General features: G+C 46.9%; 28 protein-coding genes and 1 pseudogene. 4 read left to right on the top strand and 25 right to left on the bottom strand.

Going from position 1 to position 24,228, the window contains the following annotated elements; genetic code table 11:
* Nucleotides 1-62 precede the first annotated feature (62 nt).
* The 5 genes from NYE54_RS13910 to NYE54_RS13890 all read right to left on the bottom strand — a co-directional run bounded on the left by NYE54_RS13910 (nt 63) and on the right by NYE54_RS13890 (nt 5,736).
* Nucleotides 63-2,396, bottom strand: a complete 2,334-nt coding sequence (locus tag NYE54_RS13910; protein ID WP_339272473.1) for an AraC family transcriptional regulator — start codon at nt 2,394-2,396, stop codon at nt 63-65.
* Nucleotides 2,397-2,596: 200 nt separating this feature from the next.
* The gene (locus NYE54_RS13905) at nt 2,597-3,346 is read right to left on the bottom strand and encodes a glucose 1-dehydrogenase (protein WP_339272471.1); all 750 of its coding nucleotides are present in this window, start codon (nt 3,344-3,346) and stop codon (nt 2,597-2,599) included.
* Between the two features lie 67 nt (nt 3,347-3,413).
* A complete protein-coding gene (locus tag NYE54_RS13900; protein WP_076321219.1) occupies nt 3,414-3,830 on the bottom strand; it encodes a DUF2500 domain-containing protein in 417 nt (138 codons plus the stop codon).
* Between the two features lie 233 nt (nt 3,831-4,063).
* Nucleotides 4,064-4,246 (bottom strand): hypothetical protein, encoded by a 183-nt coding sequence (locus tag NYE54_RS13895; protein WP_076321218.1) that lies wholly within the window; start codon nt 4,244-4,246, stop codon nt 4,064-4,066.
* Nucleotides 4,247-4,443: 197 nt separating this feature from the next.
* Nucleotides 4,444-5,736 (bottom strand): YCF48-related protein, encoded by a 1,293-nt coding sequence (locus NYE54_RS13890; protein ID WP_339272469.1) that lies wholly within the window; start codon nt 5,734-5,736, stop codon nt 4,444-4,446.
* Nucleotides 5,737-5,959: 223 nt separating this feature from the next.
* Here NYE54_RS13890 and tlp point away from each other — a divergent pair, with 223 nt between their 5' ends.
* On the top strand, nt 5,960-6,187 hold the full coding sequence (tlp, locus tag NYE54_RS13885) for a small acid-soluble spore protein Tlp (protein WP_071218157.1): 228 nt from the start codon (nt 5,960-5,962) through the stop codon (nt 6,185-6,187).
* A 140-nt stretch (nt 6,188-6,327) separates the two neighbouring features.
* On the opposite strand, the gene NYE54_RS13880 is transcribed toward tlp, so the two are convergent.
* From NYE54_RS13880 to NYE54_RS13860, 5 genes are read right to left on the bottom strand one after another with little or no spacing between them, the layout of a single operon-like run.
* Nucleotides 6,328-6,735, bottom strand: a complete 408-nt coding sequence (locus NYE54_RS13880) for a spore germination protein GerPE (RefSeq protein WP_076321216.1) — start codon at nt 6,733-6,735, stop codon at nt 6,328-6,330.
* Nucleotides 6,732-6,917, bottom strand: a complete 186-nt coding sequence (locus tag NYE54_RS13875; protein WP_339272466.1) for a spore gernimation protein GerPD — start codon at nt 6,915-6,917, stop codon at nt 6,732-6,734. Before NYE54_RS13875 ends, NYE54_RS13880 begins: the two co-directional genes overlap by 4 nt.
* On the bottom strand, nt 6,895-7,512 hold the full coding sequence (gerPC, locus tag NYE54_RS13870; protein WP_339272464.1) for a spore germination protein GerPC: 618 nt from the start codon (nt 7,510-7,512) through the stop codon (nt 6,895-6,897). Before gerPC ends, NYE54_RS13875 begins: the two co-directional genes overlap by 23 nt.
* A gap of 49 nt (nt 7,513-7,561) precedes the next feature.
* Nucleotides 7,562-7,792 carry a spore germination protein GerPB gene (locus NYE54_RS13865; RefSeq protein ID WP_339272462.1) on the bottom strand — a complete coding sequence of 77 codons (231 nt, stop codon included), beginning with the start codon at nt 7,790-7,792 and terminating at the stop codon, nt 7,562-7,564.
* Nucleotides 7,793-7,810: 18 nt separating this feature from the next.
* Complete coding sequence (locus NYE54_RS13860; protein ID WP_339272460.1) at nt 7,811-8,032, bottom strand: spore germination protein; 222 nt, start codon at nt 8,030-8,032, stop codon at nt 7,811-7,813.
* Between the two features lie 122 nt (nt 8,033-8,154).
* On the opposite strand from NYE54_RS13860, the gene NYE54_RS13855 reads away from it, so the two are divergent.
* Complete coding sequence (locus NYE54_RS13855; protein WP_339272458.1) at nt 8,155-8,616, top strand: Hsp20/alpha crystallin family protein; 462 nt, start codon at nt 8,155-8,157, stop codon at nt 8,614-8,616.
* Nucleotides 8,617-9,005: 389 nt separating this feature from the next.
* Here the strand turns inward: NYE54_RS13855 and NYE54_RS13850 are convergent, their stop codons facing one another.
* Both NYE54_RS13850 and NYE54_RS13845 read right to left on the bottom strand, forming a co-directional pair.
* Nucleotides 9,006-9,641, bottom strand: a complete 636-nt coding sequence (locus NYE54_RS13850) for an NAD(P)-dependent oxidoreductase (RefSeq protein ID WP_076321210.1) — start codon at nt 9,639-9,641, stop codon at nt 9,006-9,008.
* Nucleotides 9,642-9,695: 54 nt separating this feature from the next.
* Nucleotides 9,696-10,130 carry a MarR family transcriptional regulator gene (locus NYE54_RS13845; protein ID WP_076321209.1) on the bottom strand — a complete coding sequence of 145 codons (435 nt, stop codon included), beginning with the start codon at nt 10,128-10,130 and terminating at the stop codon, nt 9,696-9,698.
* A 237-nt stretch (nt 10,131-10,367) separates the two neighbouring features.
* Between NYE54_RS13845 and NYE54_RS13840 the strand changes: the two genes are divergently transcribed.
* Complete coding sequence (locus NYE54_RS13840; protein WP_339272455.1) at nt 10,368-10,574, top strand: hypothetical protein; 207 nt, start codon at nt 10,368-10,370, stop codon at nt 10,572-10,574.
* 129 nt (nt 10,575-10,703) lie between these two features.
* Here NYE54_RS13840 and ltrA read toward each other — a convergent pair whose 3' ends face one another.
* From ltrA to NYE54_RS13805, 7 genes and pseudogenes are all read right to left on the bottom strand, one after another.
* The gene (gene ltrA / locus NYE54_RS13835; RefSeq protein ID WP_339272113.1) at nt 10,704-12,104 is read right to left on the bottom strand and encodes a group II intron reverse transcriptase/maturase; all 1,401 of its coding nucleotides are present in this window, start codon (nt 12,102-12,104) and stop codon (nt 10,704-10,706) included.
* 516 nt (nt 12,105-12,620) lie between these two features.
* Nucleotides 12,621-13,493 (bottom strand): carbohydrate ABC transporter permease, encoded by an 873-nt coding sequence (locus NYE54_RS13830; RefSeq protein WP_076321208.1) that lies wholly within the window; start codon nt 13,491-13,493, stop codon nt 12,621-12,623.
* 21 nt (nt 13,494-13,514) lie between these two features.
* Nucleotides 13,515-14,372 (bottom strand): sugar ABC transporter permease, encoded by an 858-nt coding sequence (locus NYE54_RS13825; RefSeq protein ID WP_076321207.1) that lies wholly within the window; start codon nt 14,370-14,372, stop codon nt 13,515-13,517.
* A gap of 118 nt (nt 14,373-14,490) precedes the next feature.
* Nucleotides 14,491-15,837 carry an extracellular solute-binding protein gene (locus NYE54_RS13820; RefSeq protein ID WP_076321206.1) on the bottom strand — a complete coding sequence of 449 codons (1,347 nt, stop codon included), beginning with the start codon at nt 15,835-15,837 and terminating at the stop codon, nt 14,491-14,493.
* Between the two features lie 357 nt (nt 15,838-16,194).
* Nucleotides 16,195-16,977, bottom strand: a pseudogene (locus NYE54_RS13815) (aldo/keto reductase).
* Between the two features lie 21 nt (nt 16,978-16,998).
* Nucleotides 16,999-17,772, bottom strand: a complete 774-nt coding sequence (locus NYE54_RS13810) for a glucose 1-dehydrogenase (protein ID WP_339272452.1) — start codon at nt 17,770-17,772, stop codon at nt 16,999-17,001.
* 79 nt (nt 17,773-17,851) lie between these two features.
* Nucleotides 17,852-18,355 carry a GNAT family N-acetyltransferase gene (locus NYE54_RS13805; protein WP_339272450.1) on the bottom strand — a complete coding sequence of 168 codons (504 nt, stop codon included), beginning with the start codon at nt 18,353-18,355 and terminating at the stop codon, nt 17,852-17,854.
* A 203-nt stretch (nt 18,356-18,558) separates the two neighbouring features.
* Here NYE54_RS13805 and xerS point away from each other — a divergent pair, with 203 nt between their 5' ends.
* Complete coding sequence (gene xerS / locus NYE54_RS13800) at nt 18,559-19,641, top strand: tyrosine recombinase XerS (RefSeq protein WP_076321203.1); 1,083 nt, start codon at nt 18,559-18,561, stop codon at nt 19,639-19,641.
* 11 nt (nt 19,642-19,652) lie between these two features.
* Here xerS and mobB read toward each other — a convergent pair whose 3' ends face one another.
* From mobB to NYE54_RS13770, 6 genes are all read right to left on the bottom strand, one after another.
* A complete protein-coding gene (mobB, locus tag NYE54_RS13795) occupies nt 19,653-20,156 on the bottom strand; it encodes a molybdopterin-guanine dinucleotide biosynthesis protein B (protein WP_339272448.1) in 504 nt (167 codons plus the stop codon).
* Nucleotides 20,153-21,442, bottom strand: a complete 1,290-nt coding sequence (gene glp, locus NYE54_RS13790; protein ID WP_339272447.1) for a gephyrin-like molybdotransferase Glp — start codon at nt 21,440-21,442, stop codon at nt 20,153-20,155. Before glp ends, mobB begins: the two co-directional genes overlap by 4 nt.
* 157 nt (nt 21,443-21,599) lie before the next feature.
* The gene (locus tag NYE54_RS13785) at nt 21,600-22,331 is read right to left on the bottom strand and encodes a DUF4247 domain-containing protein (protein ID WP_339272445.1); all 732 of its coding nucleotides are present in this window, start codon (nt 22,329-22,331) and stop codon (nt 21,600-21,602) included.
* Between the two features lie 10 nt (nt 22,332-22,341).
* Nucleotides 22,342-22,848, bottom strand: a complete 507-nt coding sequence (locus NYE54_RS13780; protein ID WP_076321199.1) for a DUF4178 domain-containing protein — start codon at nt 22,846-22,848, stop codon at nt 22,342-22,344.
* 30 nt (nt 22,849-22,878) lie between these two features.
* Nucleotides 22,879-23,283, bottom strand: coding sequence for a DUF350 domain-containing protein (locus NYE54_RS13775; protein WP_076321198.1), 405 nt, complete (start codon nt 23,281-23,283; stop codon nt 22,879-22,881).
* Nucleotides 23,284-23,481: 198 nt separating this feature from the next.
* Nucleotides 23,482-24,150 (bottom strand): PspA/IM30 family protein, encoded by a 669-nt coding sequence (locus tag NYE54_RS13770; protein ID WP_215154938.1) that lies wholly within the window; start codon nt 24,148-24,150, stop codon nt 23,482-23,484.
* Nucleotides 24,151-24,228: the final 78 nt, after the last annotated feature.

Raw genomic sequence — 24,228 nt, 5'->3', positions numbered from 1 at the left:
AAATATTAATGCTGAAACGCTTACATCGTATACCGTACAGTTTCAACATGCATAAACAGGGATTAAGAATTGAGATGATCATTTCTTAAGGTCGATGATAGGGAATGCAGGGTATCCTTGTATTTTCCCGGGGTGATCCCTTCGTATTTCTTAAATACCCGGATAAAACCGACGTCACTGGTATAACCGACGGACCGGGCAATGTGCGAAATCGTATTTTTAGCATCCCGCATCATTTCCTTGGAGCGTTCGATCCGAATCTTGGCCAGGTAATCCGTGAGATTGGTGCCGCTGTTTTTCTTGAAGAAAGCCGACAGATACGGCGGTGTAATATCAAATTGCTCGGCAATGGAAGCCAAACTGATCATGGAATCGTCGTGATGATCCTCAATGTAGCTCTTGATCTTCTCAAGCAGCAGCGAAGAGGAATCGCCCCTTTGATCTTTTACGTAGAGACAAACCATGCCGAACATCCATTTCACCTCCCGGTAGAGCTCCTCGACCGTACTCCCCTCTGTAATTTCCTCAAGCGATTTGCCTGACTCGCCGAATATATCCTCGTACTTCAAATTCAAAGCATTCAACAGCTTAAACATGGTGCTGAGCAAGTTAGCGAACATGAGTCTGCCGAGCTCAGGCGAGATGGATTGTCCGTTGAAGTTATTGTGGTACAGACACTGGATGATATCCTGCGCCTTATCCGTATCCCCGCTTTTCATAGCGTTAATGAGCTGGATTTCCGTCTCAATGGGAAAATCATAATACACCCCCGTTTTCTGTTTCATTTCTTCGTACAATAAAATCGGTTTATACGCAGTAAAAATGGAATATTCCAAAGCCTTCAAGCTTTCGGTGTAGCCGCTCGCCAAGCATCCAAGACCTGTACGGATATCGCTGATCCCGATCGTTATTTCGGATTTAAAGCGCTGTTCAAGCACCTGCTTCACTTGCTCTGCCCAATCGTACAGCTGGCCTGCCTTGTCATGCAGCGGCTCTGGGATATTTAGAATAATCGCAACCAGGTTCTTCTCCAGCTCCACGGAATATGCGGTAAAGGGATGAATTTCTTCCGCCACCTTCCCGGTGACAAAACGGATCAGGGCCCATTCTCTTTCCCGCTCATTATGTATGAACCCACTGGCATCCCTCAACTCGATCAAGGCAACGGCAAAACTGGAATACGGGAACGAGACCCCCATGAAGTCCAGAGCATGATCGGACATATCCGCTGTATCCACGTTTCCCTTCAATAATCGCTGCAAAAAGTTGGACCGAATCACAGGGGTTTGCCTGGACAATTGTTCCTTCATCTCTGTCTGCTTACCGAAGGAATCAGCCATCGTCGATTTGATAAAATCATATTCGTTACGTACCTTCCCCTCCTTAGCCGGATGGGATTGCCGGATGAAGCGGATGATGTCGCGCAAAGGGAAATACGCGCGGTAGGTCATGAAGGCACAGGCCGCAATCCCAGCGACAAGACAGATAGCCATAACACCAACGGCCATTCGTTTGACCATATTGACCTTTTCCATAAACACTTTTTCCGGTACGGCCGATACGTACTCCCACCCGCTCCTCGCAGATCTTGTCGATACTGTCAACACACGCGGATGATCCGCGGTTTTACCCATATTGCGAACCTCTGATTCACCGGCACTAAGAATCACTTGGCCGCTGGCATCCTTGATATAAATGGTTCCGTGGTTTGTTTTCACAATCTCATCAAGCAATCCTGCGATCTGCCTCTCCTCAATCAGCATAACAAGCGCGCCTTTGGGATTGGCCTTCTCTCCAAATGGAAGCGTTTGCATATATGTGAGCATGCGTTTCTGATTTAATCCTTTACCGACTTCGGTCACGGGCAAATACCGGTTAAAGTGGATGCCGTGCAGAATATCTGTTTGATACTGTTGATAGGTTAATTTTTCATATCCGTAAATATCGGAGAACAAGACACTGGACGTTGTCTTTAAGGTGGGACTGAGAACCGTATCGCTCTCCCGTAGATATACATAAAAATCGGTGATAAAACTGCTGCTGTTGCGGTATCGCTGCATCTCCTGCATGAAAGTGTAGTAATTGTAGTTCTCGGTTCCATTTTGAGGGGATTTTGCCTTTAGCAGCCCATCCAGTCGCGGATGTGAAGTGATGTTCCGGGAAATCAGATGCATTTCATCCAATCGGCTGTCCACCACCTGCTTCGCCTGCTCAATCAGTGCCATGTTGGAGTTGTTGGCATTTTCGATCATAATCCGCTCGATTTGCGTATACAGTCCCCAGAACACGATGACCGGGATCAGCAGTATCACAAGATAGGACATGAGCAGCGTAACGAACACGGACACTCGATTGGAACGCTCATTTTTTGTGCTGGTTGTCGTCAATTTCCCCATACCCTCATTCCTTCCCATTCTTTAGATGTGGCTTTTTCGTACTTACATTAATTACATCATACTGTTTTTATTTATCATGAACAGGTTTTCTTCAAAAATGTTAATGCATCACGAATTTGTATCATATGGTAGACTCTGGCCCTATGACCATCAAGAAAAAGAGCGCCTTCCATGGGAAGACGCTCTTCATATTCAGATAACTAAGGCTCATATATCATTTTGCGGGTCATGCCGCCATCCACAACGAGATGGGCCCCCGTCACGAAATCATTGTCCGGCTCGGTAAAATAGAAGCAGGCTTTGGCGATATCAGCTGGGGTCCCTACCCGCCCGACTGGGTGCTGTTTATGGTCAACTGAACGGAGCTCATCGTAGTTTCCAGTTTCAATCCAGCCAGGACTTATACAATTCACCCGAATCCCATCAGGTCCCAGGCTGACGGCCATGGCATGGCTCAACGCGACAATGGCTCCTTTGGAAGCTGCATAAGCCTCCGAATTCGGCTCGGACATAATCGAACGCGTAGATGACATATTGACAACAGCCCCGCCATTTCCAGCCTTTTTCATATGTACCGCCGCTTCACGCGTAGCCAAAAAACAGCTTCGGGCATTCGTGTTGATTACATCGTCCCAGTCTTCAACCGTAAGCTCATATGGCGATTTCCAACGGGAAACCCCGGCATTATTAATCAAAATATCGAGGGTGCCGGCATATTGAACGGCTTGGTTCATCAGGCGTTTAATATCTTCTTCCTTCCTTACATCGCAAGGGACGAAGATAGCGTTCAATCCTTGTTCTTTCAAGGCGTTTGCCGTCAGGTTGCCCTGCTCTTCATGAACATCGCTTAATATCACTCGAGCTCCGCTTAGAGCGTAAGCCTCAGCCACTCCGCGGCCAATCCCATTGGCAGAGCCCGTGATCACAACCGTTTTATCCTGAAATTTCATATGCTGTCCCTCCTTCTCCTTCATATATACCACAAGAGAAGGTGCATATAAAAATCAAATCCGTCTCTTATTTCGGATGATCATAACCTCGAACCACGCTAAGATGCGCTCTGGGGTGCCTAACGAAACCGTAATACCGGGTTCCCTGAAAACGCAGCAGTCCCTCGTCTCCTTCTGCGCACATGCCGAATTCCTCGCCATTTACAACAAACTCCATGCGGTCTCCGCTCTCTACTTCAAATGTCAGATAATAGGTGGTACGAGTACGGCTCGACATCGTATCATCTGTCTGCTGCGTGTGTTTCACTTCCGTTCGCTTGCTCACAATCTTGGAATCGACCGATAGCAAAGGCTGTCGGTTATTCTGACTCCATTGCAAGATTCCCTTACCGGCCGACAGCAAAATGATCCCGATGACGACGATGAAAAACACGGGCATAACGCTGCCGAAAAAATCGAACATCCATACTGACCCCGATCCCATACGGCTCCCCCCTCCACCTTGTCTTGAAATATGTATATGCTTTAATTCGGACAATTTAACTCATCCTTATGGAAAGTTTGATTGAAATTTTAAAGAACTTGTCCCTTTCTGGGAGCACCAAAAAAAGCTGATGTCTGCATTTTGCCAGTCATCAGCTTCTTCCCGGGACTAGAACGTCCTGTTTCATTCATTCTTTTTATTGTCTTCATTGTCTTCATTGTCTTCATGTCCATTCAATCGTAAGCCAATCTCATCCATTTCATCGTTTCTTCTTGTCCTGTCATTTCATGCTCCTGCGGTGTCATTTCCTGCTCATTCCAGCAGGCCAGACACTGCTCCTCGGTGTCGCATAAACAAGCATCATCACAATGGTAGCAAAGGCGGAGGAAATTTATCGTCATTTGATCGGTATGCATGAGGATCGTCCCCTTCTAAACAATTTGGAGTATCTGATTACACCTTTATAGTAGCATACGTGGAGGTTATTGTTTGTGATTTATTTCACAATATATGTCGAAAAAAAACTTTATCCGAACTGATGGTCACATTCGATAAAGCTTTTTCAATCTGCTTTTTTTATCGGCATATTCAGATCATATATCCTCGTCGAAAACTATAGACCCTGCCAGGTTGCCCCGCCGTCACTGCTCTTCATCAGACGCGATCGATTCTTGTCCGATGTTTCAATCAGCATCCAACCGACATCAGAAGATGTAAACTGCAGTTTTACCACGTTCGGATATTTGGCAAGATTATCGTTCAGCAGCTTACTCCTTGGAAATGGCTTCCAGGTCTTGCCCATATCATTCGTATGATAAACAATACCGTTCACCATTCTCCACCCATCATGAAGCCGCCGGAAAACAGGCTGAATAGACCCCTGACCGGTATCACCCGAAATGGGGAATGACACCAGATTCCATGATTTCCCCGTGTCGGCAGTAAAGTAACCCAAATAGCTCGCCTGATCCTCCTTCACGCAGGTAATCGGTATATAAACCTCACTTCCACTACTGCCTCTGCCCAGAAACTTGGGGGCACCTGCAAAGACCGAACCGCACTGATCCAGCAGTTTGCTCTTGAAAATCTGTCCGGAGGACTTCCACTTCTGACCTCCATCACGGGTAATATACAATTTGGAGGATTGCATTTCACGGATGGTCGCAAATCCGACAAGCGAATCCGTGAAGGTTAAGCCAATAATGGACCCTGTTCGTGGGATCACGCTGCCGGGAACGCGAGATGTAGGATACTCTGTATTCTGCATGACCTCTTCCCATAATCCGCCATTATTGCTGGTTCGAAATAGCGACTTCTCCTCAGAGCCCCGGGAAAGGTTGCCTTTTGCCATAATCCATCCCTGTTGAGATGATACGAAGGACATGGCCGTGACGATACCTGTCTCCGGCAGCGAAGAAAGCTTCCAGGAGTCTCCTCCATCCGTCGTATTGAGCAGGATCGTTTCAGCTGATCTCTGCTTGTTGCGTATAATCCAACCATGTTTCTTATCCGTGAACACGATGTCTTTCCCATACTCCAGCTTATCAACGAACTGTACATTCGAGGATGGAGAGATATCAACCCACGTTTCGCCATAATCCTGCGTCTGGTAAAGGCGCAGCTCCGTGTTCGTTATCCCCCAAGCAATCCCTGTTGACTCATTTATGAGTTGGAAATCCGTCAACCGTGTATGTATCTGATATTTACTTTTTTCCTCGGGCGCTTTCATCGCCGTATCCGGCGTTACTAGTGTAATGGTCTGACCTTCTTCTTCTTCAACCGATTCAGGAGGGTCTTCTACTGTAGAAGTTTGCTGTTGTTTTATCGGTTCTGAGGTACAGGCTGCTAACATCAATGCCATCATCATTAGCATACTGAGCCAGAATATAAAACGACTTGATTTCAAGAATTCTTCCCCCTCTTATTTCGATGTCATGCTGCAAGTCTGCTTTTTCGACATTATAACATATTCCGTTGGGCGGATATGTAAAGATGTGACTTGCAATATTTACAATACTGTAGCTTTTTTGATAGTGTCAGTCTCGTATGCATAAGGATGTTTTTATTATGGAAAACTCTTGAGGTGTGAAATTTTAGCAAGGCAGTTGAATTTAAGGAGGTGACAACTCATGGCTAAACCCGATAATCGCGAAGACAATGTAGAACATTTGCAACAGGCCGTCCAAAACACGATTGAGAACTACCGTGAAGCCGAAGATTATCTCGAGGAGTTCGGGGATGAGATTCCGGCAAGCGAGAAAGAACAGATCCAAGATCGTAATGCTCGTCGCGAAAAGAGTATTTCCGGCTTCCGAGAAGAGATCAAAGACGAAGCTGCCCATCAGCAAGGAGAATAATCCGTATCACATAGAAACAGGAGGAGCGCATGGCGCTCCTCCTGTTTTGCACATATCTCCTACCAATCGGGGAACCGTCAGAGTCATCGTGAACGAAGGTAACATATTGATTTTTCGTTCAGTACCGGTTCACGTAAATTCTATTTGACGATAACTCCCTTATAATCCTTTAAATACTCGGGTGCATCCGTAATAAAGTGTCTGATCGCCTTCACCCTGGATTCCAAATCCATAGTATCGTTCGGACCCACCTGTACAACCGATGCAGATGCAGTGGCTATAATATCGACGCATCCCACATGAATCTTTTTATAATCTTGTATAATATTTAGTTCTACGTCTGAGTACGGCGGCCATGTGGGTATCAACCTGGAGAATATCGGGTAATCCTCATATTGTCCCTCGTCTTCAAAGAACACCGGCACCTGCCGCTGAACCGCCAATGCACGCGTATCGGCATCGATATGTCCCGATTCACCGCATACAAATACGGAGCTATTGGAAATATTGATGATATACATGTTATCAACGTGTGAATGACGCTTCATGATGCGGCACCCGGAGATAACGGAACAAGCGGGGTGGTTTGCAGTGATTCGGAAGGCGTATCATACATGGAGGAGCAATTCATGACATGGGTATCTCCAATCAACAGTACCGATGAACTTGAGATCGCTGTAATGCGGATCGAACCAACCTGAAGCTCTTTATTGACGACTGTCATTTTCATTTGAATTCCACTTCCCCCGTTGCAAATTAAGAAGGTGCTGCTCAACTGCCGTAACGATCTCACTCTTCACTTGTTTGATGATCGATTGCTCAACATCTTGCGGGTTCATAGATTCCCTATTCGTTTGATATTGCCTCAGATAAACGGTTATACGGTCTCCGAGTTGTTTACGAATATCCTCGATAATAACCCCAGCATATTCATCACCAACTACAAGCTTGGATTCGGGAAGCATGCGCTCGATCTGCTTAGGTACGATATCTTCTAGATAACGTGATACATTCTGATATATGTTCGAGTGTAGTTCGCCGCCTGTATTTCCCGTCTGAGACTGTTCTAACGGCTGACCATTCACGGTAATATCGTCCAGGGATTGCCCAGCCTTAGGCATCAATCCAATATTTAAGGTGCCTTCCAATTTTTCAATCTTCAATAAATCAAAATTATATTGCACCCGATCTATCGTTTTCTCGCTTCCCGGTTTTAATTGATCTATTTGACTGCGCATTTCCTTCAGCATTTGTTCCATTCTACTCAGCTGCTCTGACTGGGTTTGAAGAATATAGAACAATTGCTGTATATAATAGTCATACATGGAACCGCCTCCCCTGCTCCTTATACAATCTATGCACAGGTGATTCACCTCATTCTTGCCTATACAGTCCTTCAATTGGCGCAGGTAATGGGACCAAGGGGTTATTGCTATTATTCTGAGGCTCGAATTCCGGAGCAGGGCCTGTAAACCCACCTGTGTTATATATATTGGATAATGCCCGGATATCTCCGGCGGTTCCAATCTGCAGGACCGAAGAATTAGTCACCGCTCCCACCCGAAGCTGCTGTATATTAATACATTGATGTACTGTTAGATTCACAGTGGATCACAACCTTAATTAAGCATTAGGTGAATCAATCAAGTCCGGATCGAATGTATTCGTGCTGCTGGCCTGGTTGTTTGCAATATTCGTACCAATACTATCGCCAGTGGTGAACGAGTTGGCGCCGGAATAAGCTTTTGAGGTACTGTCTAAATCAATGACGCCTGTATTTCCAACCAAGACCGTAGAACTGGGGCCCACGTTTACAATCTTCATATTGCCGATAATCGAAACCACAATTCCACCTCTTCATTCAAAATCATACGCTTGGATTTATTCTATGTAGTTGGAAGCCCAGATGTCACTCTAACATTCTTTCGCCCATATAATGAATTTACAGAACGAAGGAGGGATATAGAATGAACTCAAGATCCAAACGGCCTGACTGGTTGTCAAAGGACTCTTTTTTCAACAACAATTCGTTTCCATTCAAAGATCTTAATGATCTCAATGAGGATTTCCAGCTGGATCCAACCGTAATTGAGGATTATGTAAAGGATAAGATAAAACAAGCAACCGCCGGAAATGAAATGCTGCCTAACCCTAATACACTTCGATATGAAACTTTTGATACCCATAACTTTCTGGTTGTAAAATGTTATATCCCCAAACGTGTCCATCCGGAAAACTTATGGATTAAGCTAAATCGGACACAGATTAAAATCCAAGGTTTGCCAAAAGATCAAAGCCAGACCATCGTCTTACCCGTCCCCATTCTTCCTGCACAAAGCATTGCGACCTATAAACAGCCTACTCTTCAAATTAAGATGCCAAAAATGTCTACAGGCCGATTTCGTGATATCAATATTCGTTTCTTATGAACTCCTATATCTTGCGATGTTTCGTCACAAACCAAAAACGGTTCCTACTGTCGTTTACTCCAGTTCAGCCTGCGTACAACCAATGTTGTATGCAGGTCACTGGATGATGCAACCATACATAACTTATACATTTTAACGGAATGAAGAATATTTCCTATAATATGTATATTTCCCTCCCCACCATTTTCACTTTTGTGTAGGGACTATACAGGAGGTTGGGGTGTATTAGATCGAAGTTAGCTAGATAAATTGAAGTTATTTGCTTGTTATGAATTTTTCATATGATGTATTATTCACTTATTAAGGCCGTTTTTCCACATTACAATAAGCTGATTTCATGATGAAATCAGCTTATTCAAAAATCTATATGGAGGTCGTTGCCGGGTTTATTAAGCCTCGGATACTACCGTATAACGCTCATTGATATGCTTCGGCTGTTCAAGTTCATCCAATACCGCAATCGCGTAATCCGCGTAGCTGACATAGCTTTGACCGCTCGAATTGACAATGACATGGTCCTTGCCTTCCTGATAACTGCCAGTGCGTTGACCTTTCGGATTAAAGAAGGCTGCCGGACTAAGAAACGTCCATTTCACATCAGAAGTTTGCTCCAGGTCTTTCAAATTCTCACCGGCGTGGAACGCTGTCGGATAATATTCCTTAGGAAAATCAGGAGTTTCCATGAGTCGCAAGGTTTTGGCTTCATCAACAAACAAGCTTCCGGCACCGCCCATCACAAACAGTCTGGTATTCGTGCCTTTCAGAGCTTCTATCAATACTCGGCCTACTTCCACATATTGAGTTTCCTGCCCAGGCGCCGCCGCAAAAGCATTCACGACAACATCGAAGCCTTGAAGATCGGCATTAGTCAAATCCAGCACGTTCTTCTCCAAAATGTTAATACTGGAATCGGAGACCTTGGATGCATTACGTACAATTGCCGTTACTTCATGACCGCGTGCTTGTGCTTCCTTGAGAATCAGACTTCCCGCTTTCCCTGTTGCACCGATAATACCAATCTTCATGATGAATCTCTCCTTTATCAATTGTATATACAAATGAGGGGTGAAAAAGAGGCCTTATATTCCCTTTTTCAATATTTCACTGGATTCATGGAGAAGTTTAGTTAATTGTTCGCTATGTTCCTTCCCCAAGAGGGAAACATACTGTCCATACAGCTGTTCAAAATATTGGTTCAGCTCCTGATATAACAACTTCCCTTCATCCGTTAAAAAAATATGCGTTTCTTTCCATTCGGATTGGCGCAGTACCAACTGCTTCTCCTCCAGCTTATCAATGAACCGGGTGCTTGTGGATGGAGCAATCGATAACTTATCGCTTAGCTCTTTCTGCGTTATGCCGGGATATTGATGGATTACCACCAGAACATAGGAATATGTTGGCGATAAACCAGCTTTGGCAAAAGCTTCCTCCGCCATCTTGGTCATCGAACGAGCAAACCGATTCGATGTAAAAAACAAGCATGAGCTTAGTATGGAATCATCGATGTTCATAACCAGTCACCTCTCATTTGTATATACAAATTAACACGAAGCTAATATTTTGTCAATAACTTTCTTTTGGTTAGTATGATGATTGATTTTATCCTTTTCGTCGTAACTAGGTACGGGTGAAACCGTATATAGTTTGCCTGAGAGATAGGGAGCACTTTTCTTCATTGTTATGAATTTTTCATATGTTGAAATAATCACCTTATTTTTATAATTAAAAAAACCTATATCGCACAAGATGTGGATCAAGTCGTCTACCCTGGCGAGGGCACAACTCTCATCTCCAACATGACAAGTATGGAGCATATCATCCACGTGTCCGAACATCACGGCATCGATAGCAGCATCTTAAACGCAGCAAAAGCGATTGCCCAAAGAGCAATCCATGCCGGTTATGGAGAAGATGGCTTCTCACGCTTAATCGAATTTAATTACCCATCTGCTTAAAATGCTAACCCGACTATGATTCAGATTTAAAGACTAAATGGGATATAACAACGATCGAGTAGGAGGCTACCCATTAGTTGAGTAGCCGACCTCTCACACCACCGTACGTACCGTTCGGTATACGGCGGTTCAACCGTTTAAGTGCAATTGACGTAGACGCTCGTACTGAGCAGGGAAGTCATAATACCCTGCCTGTGCGAGCTTTTCGTTTGTAACAGAGCGTTGCAGTATCGCGCTTCCGGCAATGCGCCAGTAACCCAGTCGGGTGTTTCCCCATGGGTAGGCCTGCCACTCCGGCACCCCCAGCTTCCGCAGGTTCTGTACCTTCGTTCTTGGCCTCTTCCATTGCTTCCAGATATACATGCGCATCCGCCTTCGCAGCCATTCATTCCAGCTTTGCAGGATTCGCTTCATGTCGGCTACATAGAAATAACCGATCCATCCCCGAATGTAGACCTTTACGTTCTCCATCACCTGCCTCGCATTCCTGCCTTGACTCCGGCTCGTTAGCTCTTTCAGCTTCCTCTTTGCCTTTGCCAGGGATTGTCGATGTACGCGGATATACACGCCGCTTCCGTTCTTCCCCAAAGCAAAACCGAGGAATTTGAAATGCTTCTGTGCCACTACGCTAACTACCTTGCTTTTCTGCGTATTCATCTTGAGCCTCAGCTTGTTCTCCAGATACGTCCGGCAGGATTCCAGTAGCCGCGTCGCTGCCCGCTTGCTTCTCGCCAGCACCACAATGTCATCTGCATAGCGAATGACCTTCACGCCCCGGCTTTTCATCTCCTGATCGAATTCGTTCAGATAGATGTTCGCCAATAATGGCGACAAAGGGCCACCCTGAGGAGAGCCTTCTTCTGTTTCGCGGCGCACCCCGTTTTCCATGACTCCGCTTTTCAGGTACCTTTTAATCAGGTTGGTTACGCGCTTGTCCTCGATTTGTTTGCGCAGGAGGTTCATCAACAGCTCATGGTTCAGCGTGTCGAAGTACTTCGAGAGGTCAATTTCTACTGCGTGGCCCCATCCCTGCTCCGCATAAGCTTTCACTTTTCGGATCGCCTGCTGCGCGCTCCGCCCTGGGCGGTAGCCGTAGCTTCCATCCGAGAAAAGCGGCTCAAACCGCGGTTGCAACTGCTGGGCGATGGCTTGCTGGATGATGCGATCCACGACCGTGGGAATGCCGAGCTTTCTTACTCCGCTTCCATCTGGTTTGGGGATTTCCTTGCGTCGTACCGGGCTCGGCTTATATCGACCCTCCCGGATGCTTTGCAAGAGTTCGTCTCTGTTTTCCCGCAGCCACGGCAATGCCGCCTCGACCGTCATTCCGTCGATTCCCGGTGCTCCGTGATTGCGCTTGACCTGCTTGTAGGCCTTGTTCAGGTTGTCCCTGCTCAGTATCCTTTCCAGCAAGTCGATTGCACCGTCCCTTTCTCTACTCTCCCGAGTGTCGATGCTCTGCGCTCCTGCATACTCTTCGTGTTCCACACTATCCCTTTGCAGGCAGCCCTTTCGGTATTCTGCTTTCATTGCACCGGCTCTCCTTCCTGTATGTACTCAAGACTTACGATTGTTCAGCCCTTCCCGAAAAAAAAAACTTCCCGGTAGTATGGCTTCTGCTGACTTCTCACAGTGAGCTTTACTCCGTCTTTCGGATTTTTTTTTTTTTTTTTTTTTTTTTTTTTTTCCTACTCCACGTCTGTGAGATCTCCCCGGGTAAGAGCGATAACCTTCCCCTCATCCATCTGCCACATCTACATGATGGAATTCGGGCAGTATTGGACTTTACTTTGCATTGCAAGCTCGTCCGTCCCATCATGCCTTCTATGTGATTTCTGTTCGTCAGACCGAGGGTTTGCCTCCGGCTTCCTTCAGATTCGGCCTCACGACCGACACCCTTGCCTTTGGCTAACAGTTCCTACTGCCAAGCCTGTAGCGGACTTTCACCGCCAAGTTATCGCCCATGCCGGGCGCACAATAGGCAAGTCAAACAGGAGACGAAAGCGTCCCCTCTTGACTTGCCTATTCGTTGAATTCGCTGTCTCCTTAACCCTTGACGGCTCCTTCGGTCAAACCTTTTTGAATATACTTTGAGATAAACAGGTACACAATCAGCACCGGAATAACGGTCAACGATACTGCCGTAGCCATCAGGCCAAAGTCTGTTCCGTATTGGGAACTGATCTCATTAAGCAATGCAACGATCGGACGGACATTCTCTTTGTTTACAAAGATCAACGCTGAGAACAAGTCATTGTACGACCACATAAATACAAAAATACTTGTCGATGCAAATACAGGCTGCGAGATCGGAACGAATATCTTAACAAACATTTGCCATCGGTTGCATCCGTCCATAAAAGAAGCTTCTTCAAGCTCTTTCGGTATCGTTGCCATATAACCGGCAATAACCAAGGTCGCAAACGTCAGATTGCCTGCCGTTTGCGGGAAGATCAGGCCCCAGTACGTATTGACCAAGCTGGTTTTGATAAGAAGCTCATATACCGGAACTACGGTAGCAAACGCCGGGATCAAAAGTGTCGCATACAGAATGGAATAAATTGTGCGCTTGCCTTTAAAGTTGAATCTGGACAGCACATAAGCGGCTAGTCCTCCGAGCAATAACACCAACAATACGGTACTGAAGGACATCACCAAGCTATTGATATAACTTCTTCCGATATTGATGCGGTCAAATGCGTTCTGATAGTTAACAAACACCGGTTCCCATGCGATACCAAAGGAATTATTCATCACATCGCGAGAAACCTTGAACGAGTTATTCACGATCCAGAATAACGGATAGATGGTTGTTAAGGACCACGCTGTCAAAATCACGTACATCAACGTGGTGCCTAAACTAAACCGACTTTTCCTAACGCGCTGAGTTTTGTGTTCAACGACGATGGTTGGCTCCATAACAGTACACCCCTATAATGCTTAGTATGTAATCTCGTCTCTTTTCATCAAACGGTTGGCAATCAATGCAAGCAGTACGCCAAAGATCACCATGTATATAGCAACCGCCGATCCGTAACCAAAGTTCTGATCCACCATGGCCTTTTTGTACATATACGTTCCCAGCACTTCCGTTCCATTCTGGCCGCTTGTAATGACCCAGATGAACTCGAACACCTTCAACGTTCCCGTAATGGCAAGGGTGATAACAACCTTAATGTCACTCATGATGAGCGGAATTGTAAGCATCGTTGTTTTCTTGAACCCGGTGATTCCTTCCAATTTTGCAGCCTCATAATAATCCGCGGGTATTTTGGACATGGCGGTCAAGAACAGGACGAAATAAAAGCCCACATAATGCCATACCGTTGGAATCGATACTGCCTTAAGCGCATTTTTCGCATCCAGCCACAGAATCTTCTCAATGTTGAAATTCGCCAGCAAATTGTTCAGTAAACCGAAGTTGTAATTGTAGAACAATACAAATAATAAGGAAATGGCAGTACCGGATATGACAACCGGGAAGAAAAAGACAGTTCGATAAAACCCTTTGAGCTTGGAAATGTTATCTACCAGGACGGCCAACACAAGTGCGATCCCAACCTGAAACACGATAACATAGAGCATGATTTCCAGCGTGTGCAATGTTGCAGCGCCAAGTAGTTTATCCGTAACGAGTCTCTCATAGTTAGCCCATCCCACAAACTTTTTATCGAAAAAGCCGCTTGTGCGATAAAAGCTAAGATACAAACTCTTGAAGAACGGATAATATAGAAAGATTGTCATGATGGCTGCTGCGGGTAATAAAAACATCACAATGTACTTGCGATCACCCTTCATATTAATCACCCTTGATGTTTATTTTTCTTCATCGTCCTTGCCGAAATGACTACGCCGCCCAAATGAAAGCAGAGGGGCGGCGTAACGTCACTTTTAATTCTACCGTTTCTGATAAAAACTATTTTTTGTTGGCATCCTCGGTTTTCTTCGCTTCTTCGATAGCTTGAGTAGGAGTCTTCTTACCTTCCACTACAGGCTGAACATTAGCACGAAGGTTACCAAACGTTTCTTGCGAAACTTTACTGTCAACCGGTGCAACGATGGTAGCTGCTTTAGCTGCCATAGCGAAACCGTCAAGAGCTACTTGCGGCAATCCAGTCACTTCAACGTCAGCAGCTGGTGTACCACCGTTCGCTGAAGCGATTTTTTGAATAGATGCCGGGGAAGTCAGGTGTTTCAGCAAAGCGATTGCCGCTTCTTTTTTGGCTGCATCATCATAAGTGGCTTTGGAGAGGTAGAAACCGGAACCGAAACCGCCTACGATGTCATTACCGCTACCAGCGCCACCAGGAACCGTAGGAAATGGCAGAACTGTCGAGTTGTCACGAGTATCATCGCTCCAACCGCCAACTGCCCAAGATCCTTCGATGGTCATAGCAGCCAGGCCTTCACTATAGTAGTTGCCGGACATGCTCAGGTCGATCGTTGCTGCATCTTTAGGGAATGCGCCCAGGTCATACAATTCTTTCATAGCCGCATACGCTTTTTCCCAGTTTGGATCGATGCCATCAAGCAGACCTTTGCTTTGGCTTTCAGGACCTGCTGCGGACAAAATCGTATGCTCGATCAGGTAGTGGGATTGGTCAAATGGTACGGACAAAGGAATAATGCCTTTGTCAGATAACGTTTTCACAGCTGTGGTCAATTTCGCCCAGTCTGTTGGAAGCTCCAGACCATTTTCTTCGAAGATCTTTTTGTTAACAAACAAGCCTTCATAGAAACCGGTCAATGGTGCAGCGTAAATGTTACCGTCTTTTTGCTTGGCAAGCTCAAGCGCATCAGGAATGAAGCCGTTCTTCCATTCAGCGTCAGCGTCGAGAATTTCGTTCAGCGGCACAACTTTACCGGCATTGACGAATCCTTCTGCGTCAGCCCCGATGAAGTAGAACAGCAAGTCAGGCTCGTTGCCGCTGTTCATGTCGGTGTTAACTTTCGTTCTGAAACCGTCATCATTTGCGGACATGGTATCGTTGTCTATCTTCACGTTCGGATGCTCCTTCGTGAATTCATCCAACGCTGCCTGGAAGGCTTCGCGAGCTGCGTCAGTTCCTCCGAAAGTCGAGAACACGCGGAGTGAAACCGGAGCAGCTTCATCCTTCTTCTCATCTGCCGGCGGAGTCGTTTCCGTCTTCGGAGTATCTCCTTCAGCAGCAGGAGTGTTGGTGCCACTGCTGTTACCGCATGCTGCTAGGAACATGGAGAGCAGCAACATGACACTCATAAGTAACATGGAAGTCCTTTTCATTTCTAATCCCCCTAAGTATTTTTTTCAGAACCTTATGTAAATACTTGTTGTCTACCAGAATTTTATTCCAAGCCCTACTGGTTTCAAAGGGGGACATTCATCTTTTGCAGGGGGAAATTTTTCCATGTCAACTTTTTTCGCTTCATGCCTCCCTTTTTAAACTAGGAAAATGTGCTAGGTATAGAGGAAGCCAGATGAAAATAATGCAGTGGTTAGATCAGGAAATGGATGGGCATTTCTCTATTATGAATTTTTCATATGTTGAATTAACATCATCATTTACAGTCATGGTTTGCAATCTTTTAAGCAGCAAAAAAGAGCCTGTCGAGATCTCTCGACAGGCTCTTTTTTATACACCTATACCTTGCCCACCCAATCCGCACCGGCAACCTCTCGCCAGCGATTGCGGATCGACTCGTAAAAATCCTCCGGCAGCTGCCCTTTTTCCAATAATGCGGCATTTTGCTCCCAGCGGTCCGGATTTGCCGTATCGACGATGGCGGTTGCTACGCCCGGCGTGCTTAAGGTAAATCTTAATGCCGTTTCAACGCCTTGCTGAACATCCGCGAAAAAATCGTAATTCAATTCGCTTAACCGGACCCAATAAGGATAAGCATAGTCCTGTTCGCTGAGCGCCTGATGCTTCTAGGCTACATTAGCTACCGGACGTTTGGGAATAATCCCTATTCCCTGCTGCATAGCTAGCGGAATCGTGAGATCGATTGCCTCCTGGTCAGCAATGTTCAGCGAAGTTTCAAAGCTGTCGAACACGCCAGTCAGAAGGGCGCAAAGCGCATCGGTCGTATCGCCGCTGTCGACGTGGTCCACCTGCAGTCGCTTCAAGCTGCGGTCAATGCTCTGAGCAAGCATTACATGATCCCAATCCGGATAGTCCAGACCGGAAGCATGGCCGCATTTGGTAAACAGGTAATAATCATCTCTTCGACCTGACAAAGCCTAGCCAATCAATTCCTCGCTGTCCCCATAACATTCTGCGGTATCAATCATGTTAAGACCTGCATCAATGCACTGTGCAGGAGCCGGTCCACCATCTTTTGAGCCGACTTGCCGATCTCGGCGCAGCCGAATCCCAGCACGCTAACCTGAATGTCCGTTCGTCCCAAATGCTCGACGTTCCATCTTTCTTTACTCTCCTCCCTGTTAAAATCCATATATGCTAAGTCCGCCATCCACCAGCAGCGTTTGCCCGGTCATGTAATTGGCAGCCTCGGACGCCAGAAAAACGACAGGTCCCACCACTTCTTCCAGACTTCCCACGCGCTTAAGCGGTGTCCGGTCCAATATGGCCTGCATATAATCCTCATCACCAAGCAGCTTCTCGGTCAGCGGAGTCCGGAAATACCAAGGTCCGACCGAGTTGACCTGAATTCCATACTGCGCCCACTCCATCGCAAGCACCTTGGTCATATGGATGAGAGCCGCCTTCGTGGCTCCATAGACAACGCCTGTGCGAAGGGCCGTGTGTCCGCCTACGGAGGAGATGTTAATGATTCTGCCATTTCCCTGATCTTTCATAAATCGGGCAGCCGCTTGAGAAGCTACAAAAGCCGACTTCAGGTTGGTTTGCATAATTAAGTCCCATTCGGAATCCGTCACTTCCAGCGCAGGCGTACGAATATTCATGCCGGCATTATTGACCAGTATATCGATTCGTCCTGCCTGATCCACAAATTCTCGAATCGCTCCCTCCATTTCTTCCCTTATGGTCAGATCACCCGGCAGCACAAAGGCCTGACCCTGGTTCAAGCCATTGATCAGATTTGCGGTCTCATCCAAATCGCTTCTGGTTCGGGACATCAAGCCGACATCACATCCGGCCTCTGCCAATCCTATGGCAATGGCGCGTCCGATTCCACGTCCCGCCCCTGTAACAAAAGCTTTTTTCCCTTCCAGATGAAAACTCGGTAAATACATTCAAATTCCTCCTAAGCATCGACCTGTATCAAATTCTATCATCAAAAAATGAAACACTCCTTCGATCCATGTAAAAATACTAGGAATTAAAATATTGCGAAGGATTATGACGAACCGGATCAATATATTCCTCATATCGACCGCCCGTATAAGATTCAATGACTTTTCGCCAAAACGCCTGCGCCGGCATATTGCTGCTCACTTGCGTCACCTTCCAGCGTCCCTGGAACTGATCGAACAGACAGGTCGCCGCCCAAGTCCCCAATCCCGTTCGCCGATATTTTTGCATAACAAAAAATTCCGTCATGTAATAGTCCGCTTCTGCGGCGTCATCCATCCGCTCGATCAAAGCAAACCCGGCTGGCCGTTGATCAAACGTAATCAGATAAGGGTATTTCCGTTCCCGCTTTTTCCAGAACTCATCCAGATCCGGATAGGGTAAAAACAACCCTTGATCATTTACCGAAATATCCAGATACTTGGTAAAATCATATAGGTACAATTGCATTAAGTTTACGATAACGGCTTGTTTCCGCTTCGGAACCAGCTCAATTCCCATGCGTTCCGCTCGTTCTGAAATCATGCTGCCGCCTCCCTGGCATATCATCTATCATTTTAACGCGTCATATCTTCATCATAGTATCCGCTCATAGTGAAACACAAGTGCAGTAACGGATCAGTGAGCACGGTGATCTGACACCTGCAAGCACGATAGACTTTCCATATGTTACACTAGTAATTAATGACACAGGTCATCGCTATAAATACAATTATTCGAGGTGGAACATGAATATACAAAAAGATATCGACCGTGCAAGACTCGATGAGAAATCGCCGGACATGCCTTGGTTCGTACAGCAATTTATCGACTACAAGCTCCCGGATCTCTCACCCTCCACCCTGCTCGAATATGTAAGGGATTATGAAACGTTTTTTAACTGGCTCCGGTCGGAGGGGCTGTCCCAAGCAACCTCTAACCGAGAGGTGACGCTGCTCGAGCTGGAGACGCTGCGCATGGACAGCATCACCAGTTATCGATTATATCTGACTACGCGCCGGGAAGGGACCAACTCCAGAATCACGGTTTCCCGCAAGCTCTCATCGCTGCGCTCCCTGTTTCATTATTTAAGCCAGATTGCAGAGGACGAGGACTTTTACCCGCTTCTCAAGCGTAACATCATGGCTAAAGTGGAAATTAAGCGAATTCATAAACCCAAAGATACGGCTGCCAAGTTAAAAGGAAAAATACTGGAAGAAGAAGAGCTTCAGGATTTCATTACTTACATTCACGAAGGTTATGGGCTGGATGTGGAGCAGAACAAACAGGCGCTCTACGCGCATGAGCAAAATAAAGTCAGAGACGCCTGTATCGCCAGCCTCATATTAAATTCCGGCCTTCGTGTATCCGAAGTGGTCAATTTGAACCTTGCAGACATCGACCTGAACAATAAAATGCTCCATGTCTATCGTAAAGGTAATAACGACGAAACCTTTAAAACCCCGGTCTACTTCCGTGCGCAAGCCAAAGACGATCTTGAATATTACCTGCAGCTTCGGCAGGCCCGTTACAAGGTGCCGAAAAAAGAAAAGGCTCTGTTCGTTGCACTGCGTAACGGCCAGAATGAAGGGCAGCGCATGACCAAGCGGGCGATTCAGGCGATGATCATCAAATACGCCAAGCGTTTTGGCAAGCCAGCCCTAACCGTGCATAAGCTGCGGCATTCGTTTGCAACCGACTATTATCTGCAAAATGATATTTACAAAACCAAAGAACAACTGGGTCACGCATCCACCGAGACAACCGAAGTGTACGCCCACTTAACGGACAAAACGATGTCCGAGGCGATTGAACGCCGCTCCGATGATTAACCACAACTTCTTTATAATGACAGCAGCACCGACGTAATCCGCTCTGTGTCATTCCAAGTAAATAGGGGAACCGCTAGCCGCTGCTGTATCTCATGCAGGGCTGACGGTTCCTTCAGCATTTCAGGACGCACCACAATACCCCTGATCTCTTCAACTTGATCCACTAGCCCAATATCCTCCGTTCCTCGCAGCAGTACGAGCTTCGGATAAGGCTGCATCTTATAGCCCTCAACAAGCACCAGCTCAAAATCGTTGTACAAATGGACTAACGACGCAAGTTCCAGCTCCGTTTCCATCAGCATCGCCGTACGCCCTGGCGAAGCGATGGCGATCCCCTCGGCTCCCGCCTCACGGAATTTGTACGTATCTGTCCCTTCGTGGTCCATTTCAAATCCGTGCCCGTCATGCTTGATGATGGCTGTCCGAATGCCATGCCGTTTCAACAGTGGAATCAAGGCGGTTATCAACGTGGTTTTGCCGCTGTTCTTATAACCGCATACCTGGAAAACCTTCATGTCCAGGTACCTGGCAGAACGAGGACCTGTACGGCTTGGCCTTTAACTGCGCCTCGAAGCTCTGGCGGGATCACGATTAAACAGTCACTGTCTTTGATCGTGATCATGACACTCGATTCATCAAGGGATGCAGGTGTGGCTACAAGCTTGCCGTTTGACACCTTAAGGCTCCCCCGGACGAAACGGGTAAAGTTGTTCACTTTCGAGTAATCCGAACCCAATTCTGCCGTCCATTCGGTTAAGAACAACTGCTCCATGCCAAGCATCTTGCGGATCGCAGGTCTGACAAACAACAGAAATCCCACATAACATGCGCCCGGATTACCCGATAGCGCGAAGAGCAGTTTACCATCCTTAACAGCCGCGGTTGTAACACTTCCGGGACGCATCGTGACTTTATTAAACAGCATGTCCAGACCGCCGGATGTCACCAGCTCCCCCATAATATCGTAGTCACCTACTGAAACGCCGCCTGTCGTAACCACGATATCATATACCTGCAGCGCTTCCTCCACCTTCTGGCGGGCAAGCTCGATATCATCCGGGATCGCCTCCATAATCACTGGCACACCACCAGCTTCCCGAATTTGCGATGCGAGCATATAGGTATTGCTGTTTCGGATTTTACCGGGTTCAAGCGGCTCGGTGATGTCCAGTAGTTCGGTGCCCGTCGAGAAAATTCCTACCACTGGCTGACGATACACTTCAACCTGATGTATGCCGAAGGTAGCCAGAACTGAAATTTCTCCAGGCCCGATCAGAGTTCCTCGGCGGAGGATCAAATCACCTTCCTGAAGCTCGAATCCGAGGGGAGTGATATTCTTCCCTTTCTCGATGGACCTCTTGAAGCCTACATGGGTTAAGCCATCCTCCATTCGAAGCTCCGTCGCTTCAAGCATAACGACAGCGTCCGCCCCTTCCGGGACTTGAGCGCCTGTCATGATGCGGGAAGCCTTGCCTTGCTCGATCGGGATTGAAGACACATATCCGCACGGGATCTGGTCTACAACCTCGAGCCACACCTTTCCCCCTAGATCGCATGCTGCCAAATCCGCTGAGCGAACAGCATAACCGTCCATGCCCGAACGTGCAAAAGCCGGAAACGGGTGAGGGGCGATGACATCGGAAGCAAGCACACGTCCATCACTATCCTGCAGCCGAATGAACTCCTCCTGACCAAGCCCTGCATATGAAGCGGCAAGCGCTTGCGCGTCCGCTACCTGTAAAGCGCGCCGATCAAATTTATGATTTTGTTTCTTAGGCGATATCGAATGATTATCCTTCACAACGCATTCCTCACTTTCTGACTCAAAGAAACCTGACATTCTTACTGTACTACATTCTGAGCAATCTTCAAACCGAGCCTTCGGCTCATATGAAACCCTTCTGCTCGTACAAAAAAAGCGCATGGTCACCAGACCATGCGCTTATAGACTCCTTGCTTTACCTTCGTCCCCTTCGGGAGATCTTGCCAGATCCGATTCGGGTCTTCGGCTTCTTGTACGATTTCTTAGGCGAATCGAACAGTCCCCCGCCGCTTTCGCCGCGCTTAATCGTGCCGCGGTCTCCGCTTGTATCCGGATTTCGTCGGAACAGGCCTCCACCGGTACCGGCAGAATCCTGACCGCGCCGAGTAATCTTCCCGCTCCGGTCCACCGTCAACGGCGGAGCGATCTTCTTATCCTTGCTTGTCGGCTTCTTATAGTTACCTTGTGCCGGTTTATACACATCTTTACTTGTATACCCCCGGTAACCTCCGCCGCCCATCGAATCAAATAAATTTCCGATCAGAACTGCCGTTAAGTAACCTTGCAGAAAACTTGAATCATAATTGCGCTGAACATACTCCCTGGAATCGATCTCGATCAGCGTATCGGTTGGCGTCTGGGGGTCCTGCTGCAAATGGTAATACTCATCCCCATACACCAGAAACATCCGCTCGGTATCCGCAGGAGACGATTGATCCGGCGTGTTTGCCGCCGTGAGCTCGTTTGCAACATCGGGAACGCTTTTATCAGCTGCCCGGTATACATAGGACGTTGCATTTCCGTCTCGATTGACGGATTCCAGCGGATAGGTATCCTTGATATTCGGCGCTCCGCATCCACTCAATAATGATACGAATAAACTCAGCACCAATATGATTTTTATTGATATAAAAGAGCGTTCCTTCATGCCACCACTCCTAAGTCGCCCGGATAACTCGAACGTCCCCCGGTATCACTTTCTCGCCTTCATACAACATAAACCGCCCGTTCTGCCATTCAATTCGCAGCAGCTTGTAATCATCCGATTGGTATTGCCATACATGCTGCTCCCCACTTTGCGTAAACGCAGTACGACCCGTAATCGATACATGTCCCCCGTATTCCTCTTCCAAATGAAAGACATGATCGTCCAAATCGATGATGGACGGTACCTCATCCGGAGAGTCCAGCCGTCCATCGATCGGAGCGTATAACGCATACTGAACCGTCTCGCGTTCCTCAATATGCAGATAAGCAATGGTGCTGCCATCCTGAAGCGTCAAGACGACCGCATTACGACCGCGATTGTGCACACGACCCGTGACTTCATAAGTGACTAGAGACACTTCACAAATATCGCCGGGAGCCAGCTGCAGCATGCTTTTCTCTACCTTGGGCGGCTCCGGCTTACTAAATAAATTGCTGATTCTTTTCCACATACTCATCTTTCCTGTCCCCTATCTCCATTATGCGTTCTATAGGCAAGCGGTAATAATTAACGCTCCTACCACATGCAGCGAACCTGCAAATAAACCGTATCCCGTCTTTCCCTCGCGGGTTCCTTTGTCAAGGTTCAGCTTGCCGAAGTTACGCAGCATGAGCTCTGTCAACGATTCGAGAATCAGCAATATGATAAACGAAATGATTGATACCACTATCGCCTCAAGTAGATGATATGACGTACCAATCGACACGGATAAAATATACCCTTGTGCGAACAGTTTCAATATCAGTCTTGTGGTTACCGCCATGTTACCCGCTTTCACTTCTTCAAGATCGTTATATTTCGTGAACAGGGAATCCACAAACATCAAAACAAACAACAGCAGCCCACCGACAGCTGTCCATAGCAATACACGCAAGATCATATCAAAATCCATCTCTATGCCTCCACATTCAACATACAAAAAACTCCCTTAAGCCCGGGCTGCCTCAATTGAAGGCAGACGTCTAATAAAAGGATCTTCCCTTATATCTACGATCAAACAAAAGCGAAGGAGAAGCTCAGCTGCATTCAGCTCTGCTGTTTCTCCCTCGCCCCCTGAACAATATAACTGTTAGACCACTAAAATCCGTTATTACTTGTTCTCGTATTGTTTCATCAAGGCTGCAAGCTCATCCTCAACGACTTTGTCCTTGCCAAGGTTCTCAAACTCTTCATCAAGGGATTTCTCACTTGACGACATTTCATTGCTTGCTTCCGCACGAGCTTCCATAGCCAGCATCTTCTCTTCCATTCGTTTCAATCCGGCCGATGCTGTATCAGTCCCAAACCCGTTCATCGCTTTGTTGATCTCGGTTTGCGCTTTAGCGGCATTATAACGAGCGACCAAAGTTTCACGTTTGTTCTTCATCGCTGTAAGCTGCTTGCGCATTTCTTCCAGCTTGCCGCGCAGATTGTCGGCTGCCAGTTTGTTCTGATCGTAGCTGGCTTTGTACTCATCACGCTTGGCCTCGGCGGCCTTCTTCTCTTCCAGCGCGCGGCGGGCAAGATCAACGTTTTGAGCTTGTGCTGCGGTATGCGCTTGCTGCGTGCGTTTTTCCACAAGCGCAGCTTGCTCTTCATAAAGTGCTTTAAAGCGTTTCTCAATGGCAATTTGTGAAGCTACCGCTTTCTCAGCATCCTCAAGATCTTCCGTCATATCTCGAATGTACTGATCCGTCATTTTAATCGGGTCTTCCGCCTTGTCGATAATGGCGTTAATATTGGACATGGTCAAATCGCGCAATCTTTTAAATATGGACATCGTTCTCTTCCTCTCGCTTTCACTTTAAAATACTGGTATATGATTAATATTTACGTTGCATGTTCCCAAACGTTTCAA

Origin of the sequence: Paenibacillus sp. FSL K6-1330, assembly GCF_037976825.1 — a bacterium.
Classification (GTDB): Bacteria; Bacillota; Bacilli; order Paenibacillales; family Paenibacillaceae; genus Paenibacillus_AQ.
Note: the sequence above shows the minus strand (reverse complement) of the source record. Positions and strands in the feature narration are given on the sequence as shown.

What these genes read in the sequence shown, in the direction of transcription:
- NYE54_RS13825 (WP_076321207.1), bottom strand. Translation starts at nt 14,372, where the DNA reads ATGAAGGGTGATCGCAAGTACATTGTGATGTTTTTATTACCCGCAGCA.
- NYE54_RS13900 (WP_076321219.1), bottom strand. Translation starts at nt 3,830, where the DNA reads ATGGGATCGGGGTCAGTATGGATGTTCGATTTTTTCGGCAGCGTTATG.
- NYE54_RS13805 (WP_339272450.1), bottom strand. Translation starts at nt 18,355, where the DNA reads ATGATTTCAGAACGAGCGGAACGCATGGGAATTGAGCTGGTTCCGAAG.
- NYE54_RS13875 (WP_339272466.1), bottom strand. Translation starts at nt 6,917, where the DNA reads ATGAAAATGACAGTCGTCAATAAAGAGCTTCAGGTTGGTTCGATCCGC.
- NYE54_RS13820 (WP_076321206.1), bottom strand. Translation starts at nt 15,837, where the DNA reads ATGAAAAGGACTTCCATGTTACTTATGAGTGTCATGTTGCTGCTCTCC.
- tlp (WP_071218157.1), top strand. Translation starts at nt 5,960, where the DNA reads ATGGCTAAACCCGATAATCGCGAAGACAATGTAGAACATTTGCAACAG.
- NYE54_RS13810 (WP_339272452.1), bottom strand. Translation starts at nt 17,772, where the DNA reads ATGTATTTACCGAGTTTTCATCTGGAAGGGAAAAAAGCTTTTGTTACA.
- NYE54_RS13850 (WP_076321210.1), bottom strand. Translation starts at nt 9,641, where the DNA reads ATGAAGATTGGTATTATCGGTGCAACAGGGAAAGCGGGAAGTCTGATT.
- mobB (WP_339272448.1), bottom strand. Translation starts at nt 20,156, where the DNA reads ATGAAGGTTTTCCAGGTATGCGGTTATAAGAACAGCGGCAAAACCACG.
- NYE54_RS13830 (WP_076321208.1), bottom strand. Translation starts at nt 13,493, where the DNA reads ATGGAGCCAACCATCGTCGTTGAACACAAAACTCAGCGCGTTAGGAAA.
- NYE54_RS13770 (WP_215154938.1), bottom strand. Translation starts at nt 24,150, where the DNA reads ATGTCCATATTTAAAAGATTGCGCGATTTGACCATGTCCAATATTAAC.
- NYE54_RS13785 (WP_339272445.1), bottom strand. Translation starts at nt 22,331, where the DNA reads ATGAAGGAACGCTCTTTTATATCAATAAAAATCATATTGGTGCTGAGT.
- xerS (WP_076321203.1), top strand. Translation starts at nt 18,559, where the DNA reads ATGAATATACAAAAAGATATCGACCGTGCAAGACTCGATGAGAAATCG.
- gerPC (WP_339272464.1), bottom strand. Translation starts at nt 7,512, where the DNA reads ATGTATGACTATTATATACAGCAATTGTTCTATATTCTTCAAACCCAG.
- NYE54_RS13905 (WP_339272471.1), bottom strand. Translation starts at nt 3,346, where the DNA reads ATGAAATTTCAGGATAAAACGGTTGTGATCACGGGCTCTGCCAATGGG.
- NYE54_RS13880 (WP_076321216.1), bottom strand. Translation starts at nt 6,735, where the DNA reads ATGAAGCGTCATTCACACGTTGATAACATGTATATCATCAATATTTCC.
- NYE54_RS13780 (WP_076321199.1), bottom strand. Translation starts at nt 22,848, where the DNA reads ATGAGTATGTGGAAAAGAATCAGCAATTTATTTAGTAAGCCGGAGCCG.
- NYE54_RS13855 (WP_339272458.1), top strand. Translation starts at nt 8,155, where the DNA reads ATGAACTCAAGATCCAAACGGCCTGACTGGTTGTCAAAGGACTCTTTT.
- NYE54_RS13775 (WP_076321198.1), bottom strand. Translation starts at nt 23,283, where the DNA reads ATGGATTTTGATATGATCTTGCGTGTATTGCTATGGACAGCTGTCGGT.
- NYE54_RS13845 (WP_076321209.1), bottom strand. Translation starts at nt 10,130, where the DNA reads ATGAACATCGATGATTCCATACTAAGCTCATGCTTGTTTTTTACATCG.
- ltrA (WP_339272113.1), bottom strand. Translation starts at nt 12,104, where the DNA reads ATGAAAGCAGAATACCGAAAGGGCTGCCTGCAAAGGGATAGTGTGGAA.
- NYE54_RS13895 (WP_076321218.1), bottom strand. Translation starts at nt 4,246, where the DNA reads ATGCATACCGATCAAATGACGATAAATTTCCTCCGCCTTTGCTACCAT.
- NYE54_RS13910 (WP_339272473.1), bottom strand. Translation starts at nt 2,396, where the DNA reads ATGGGGAAATTGACGACAACCAGCACAAAAAATGAGCGTTCCAATCGA.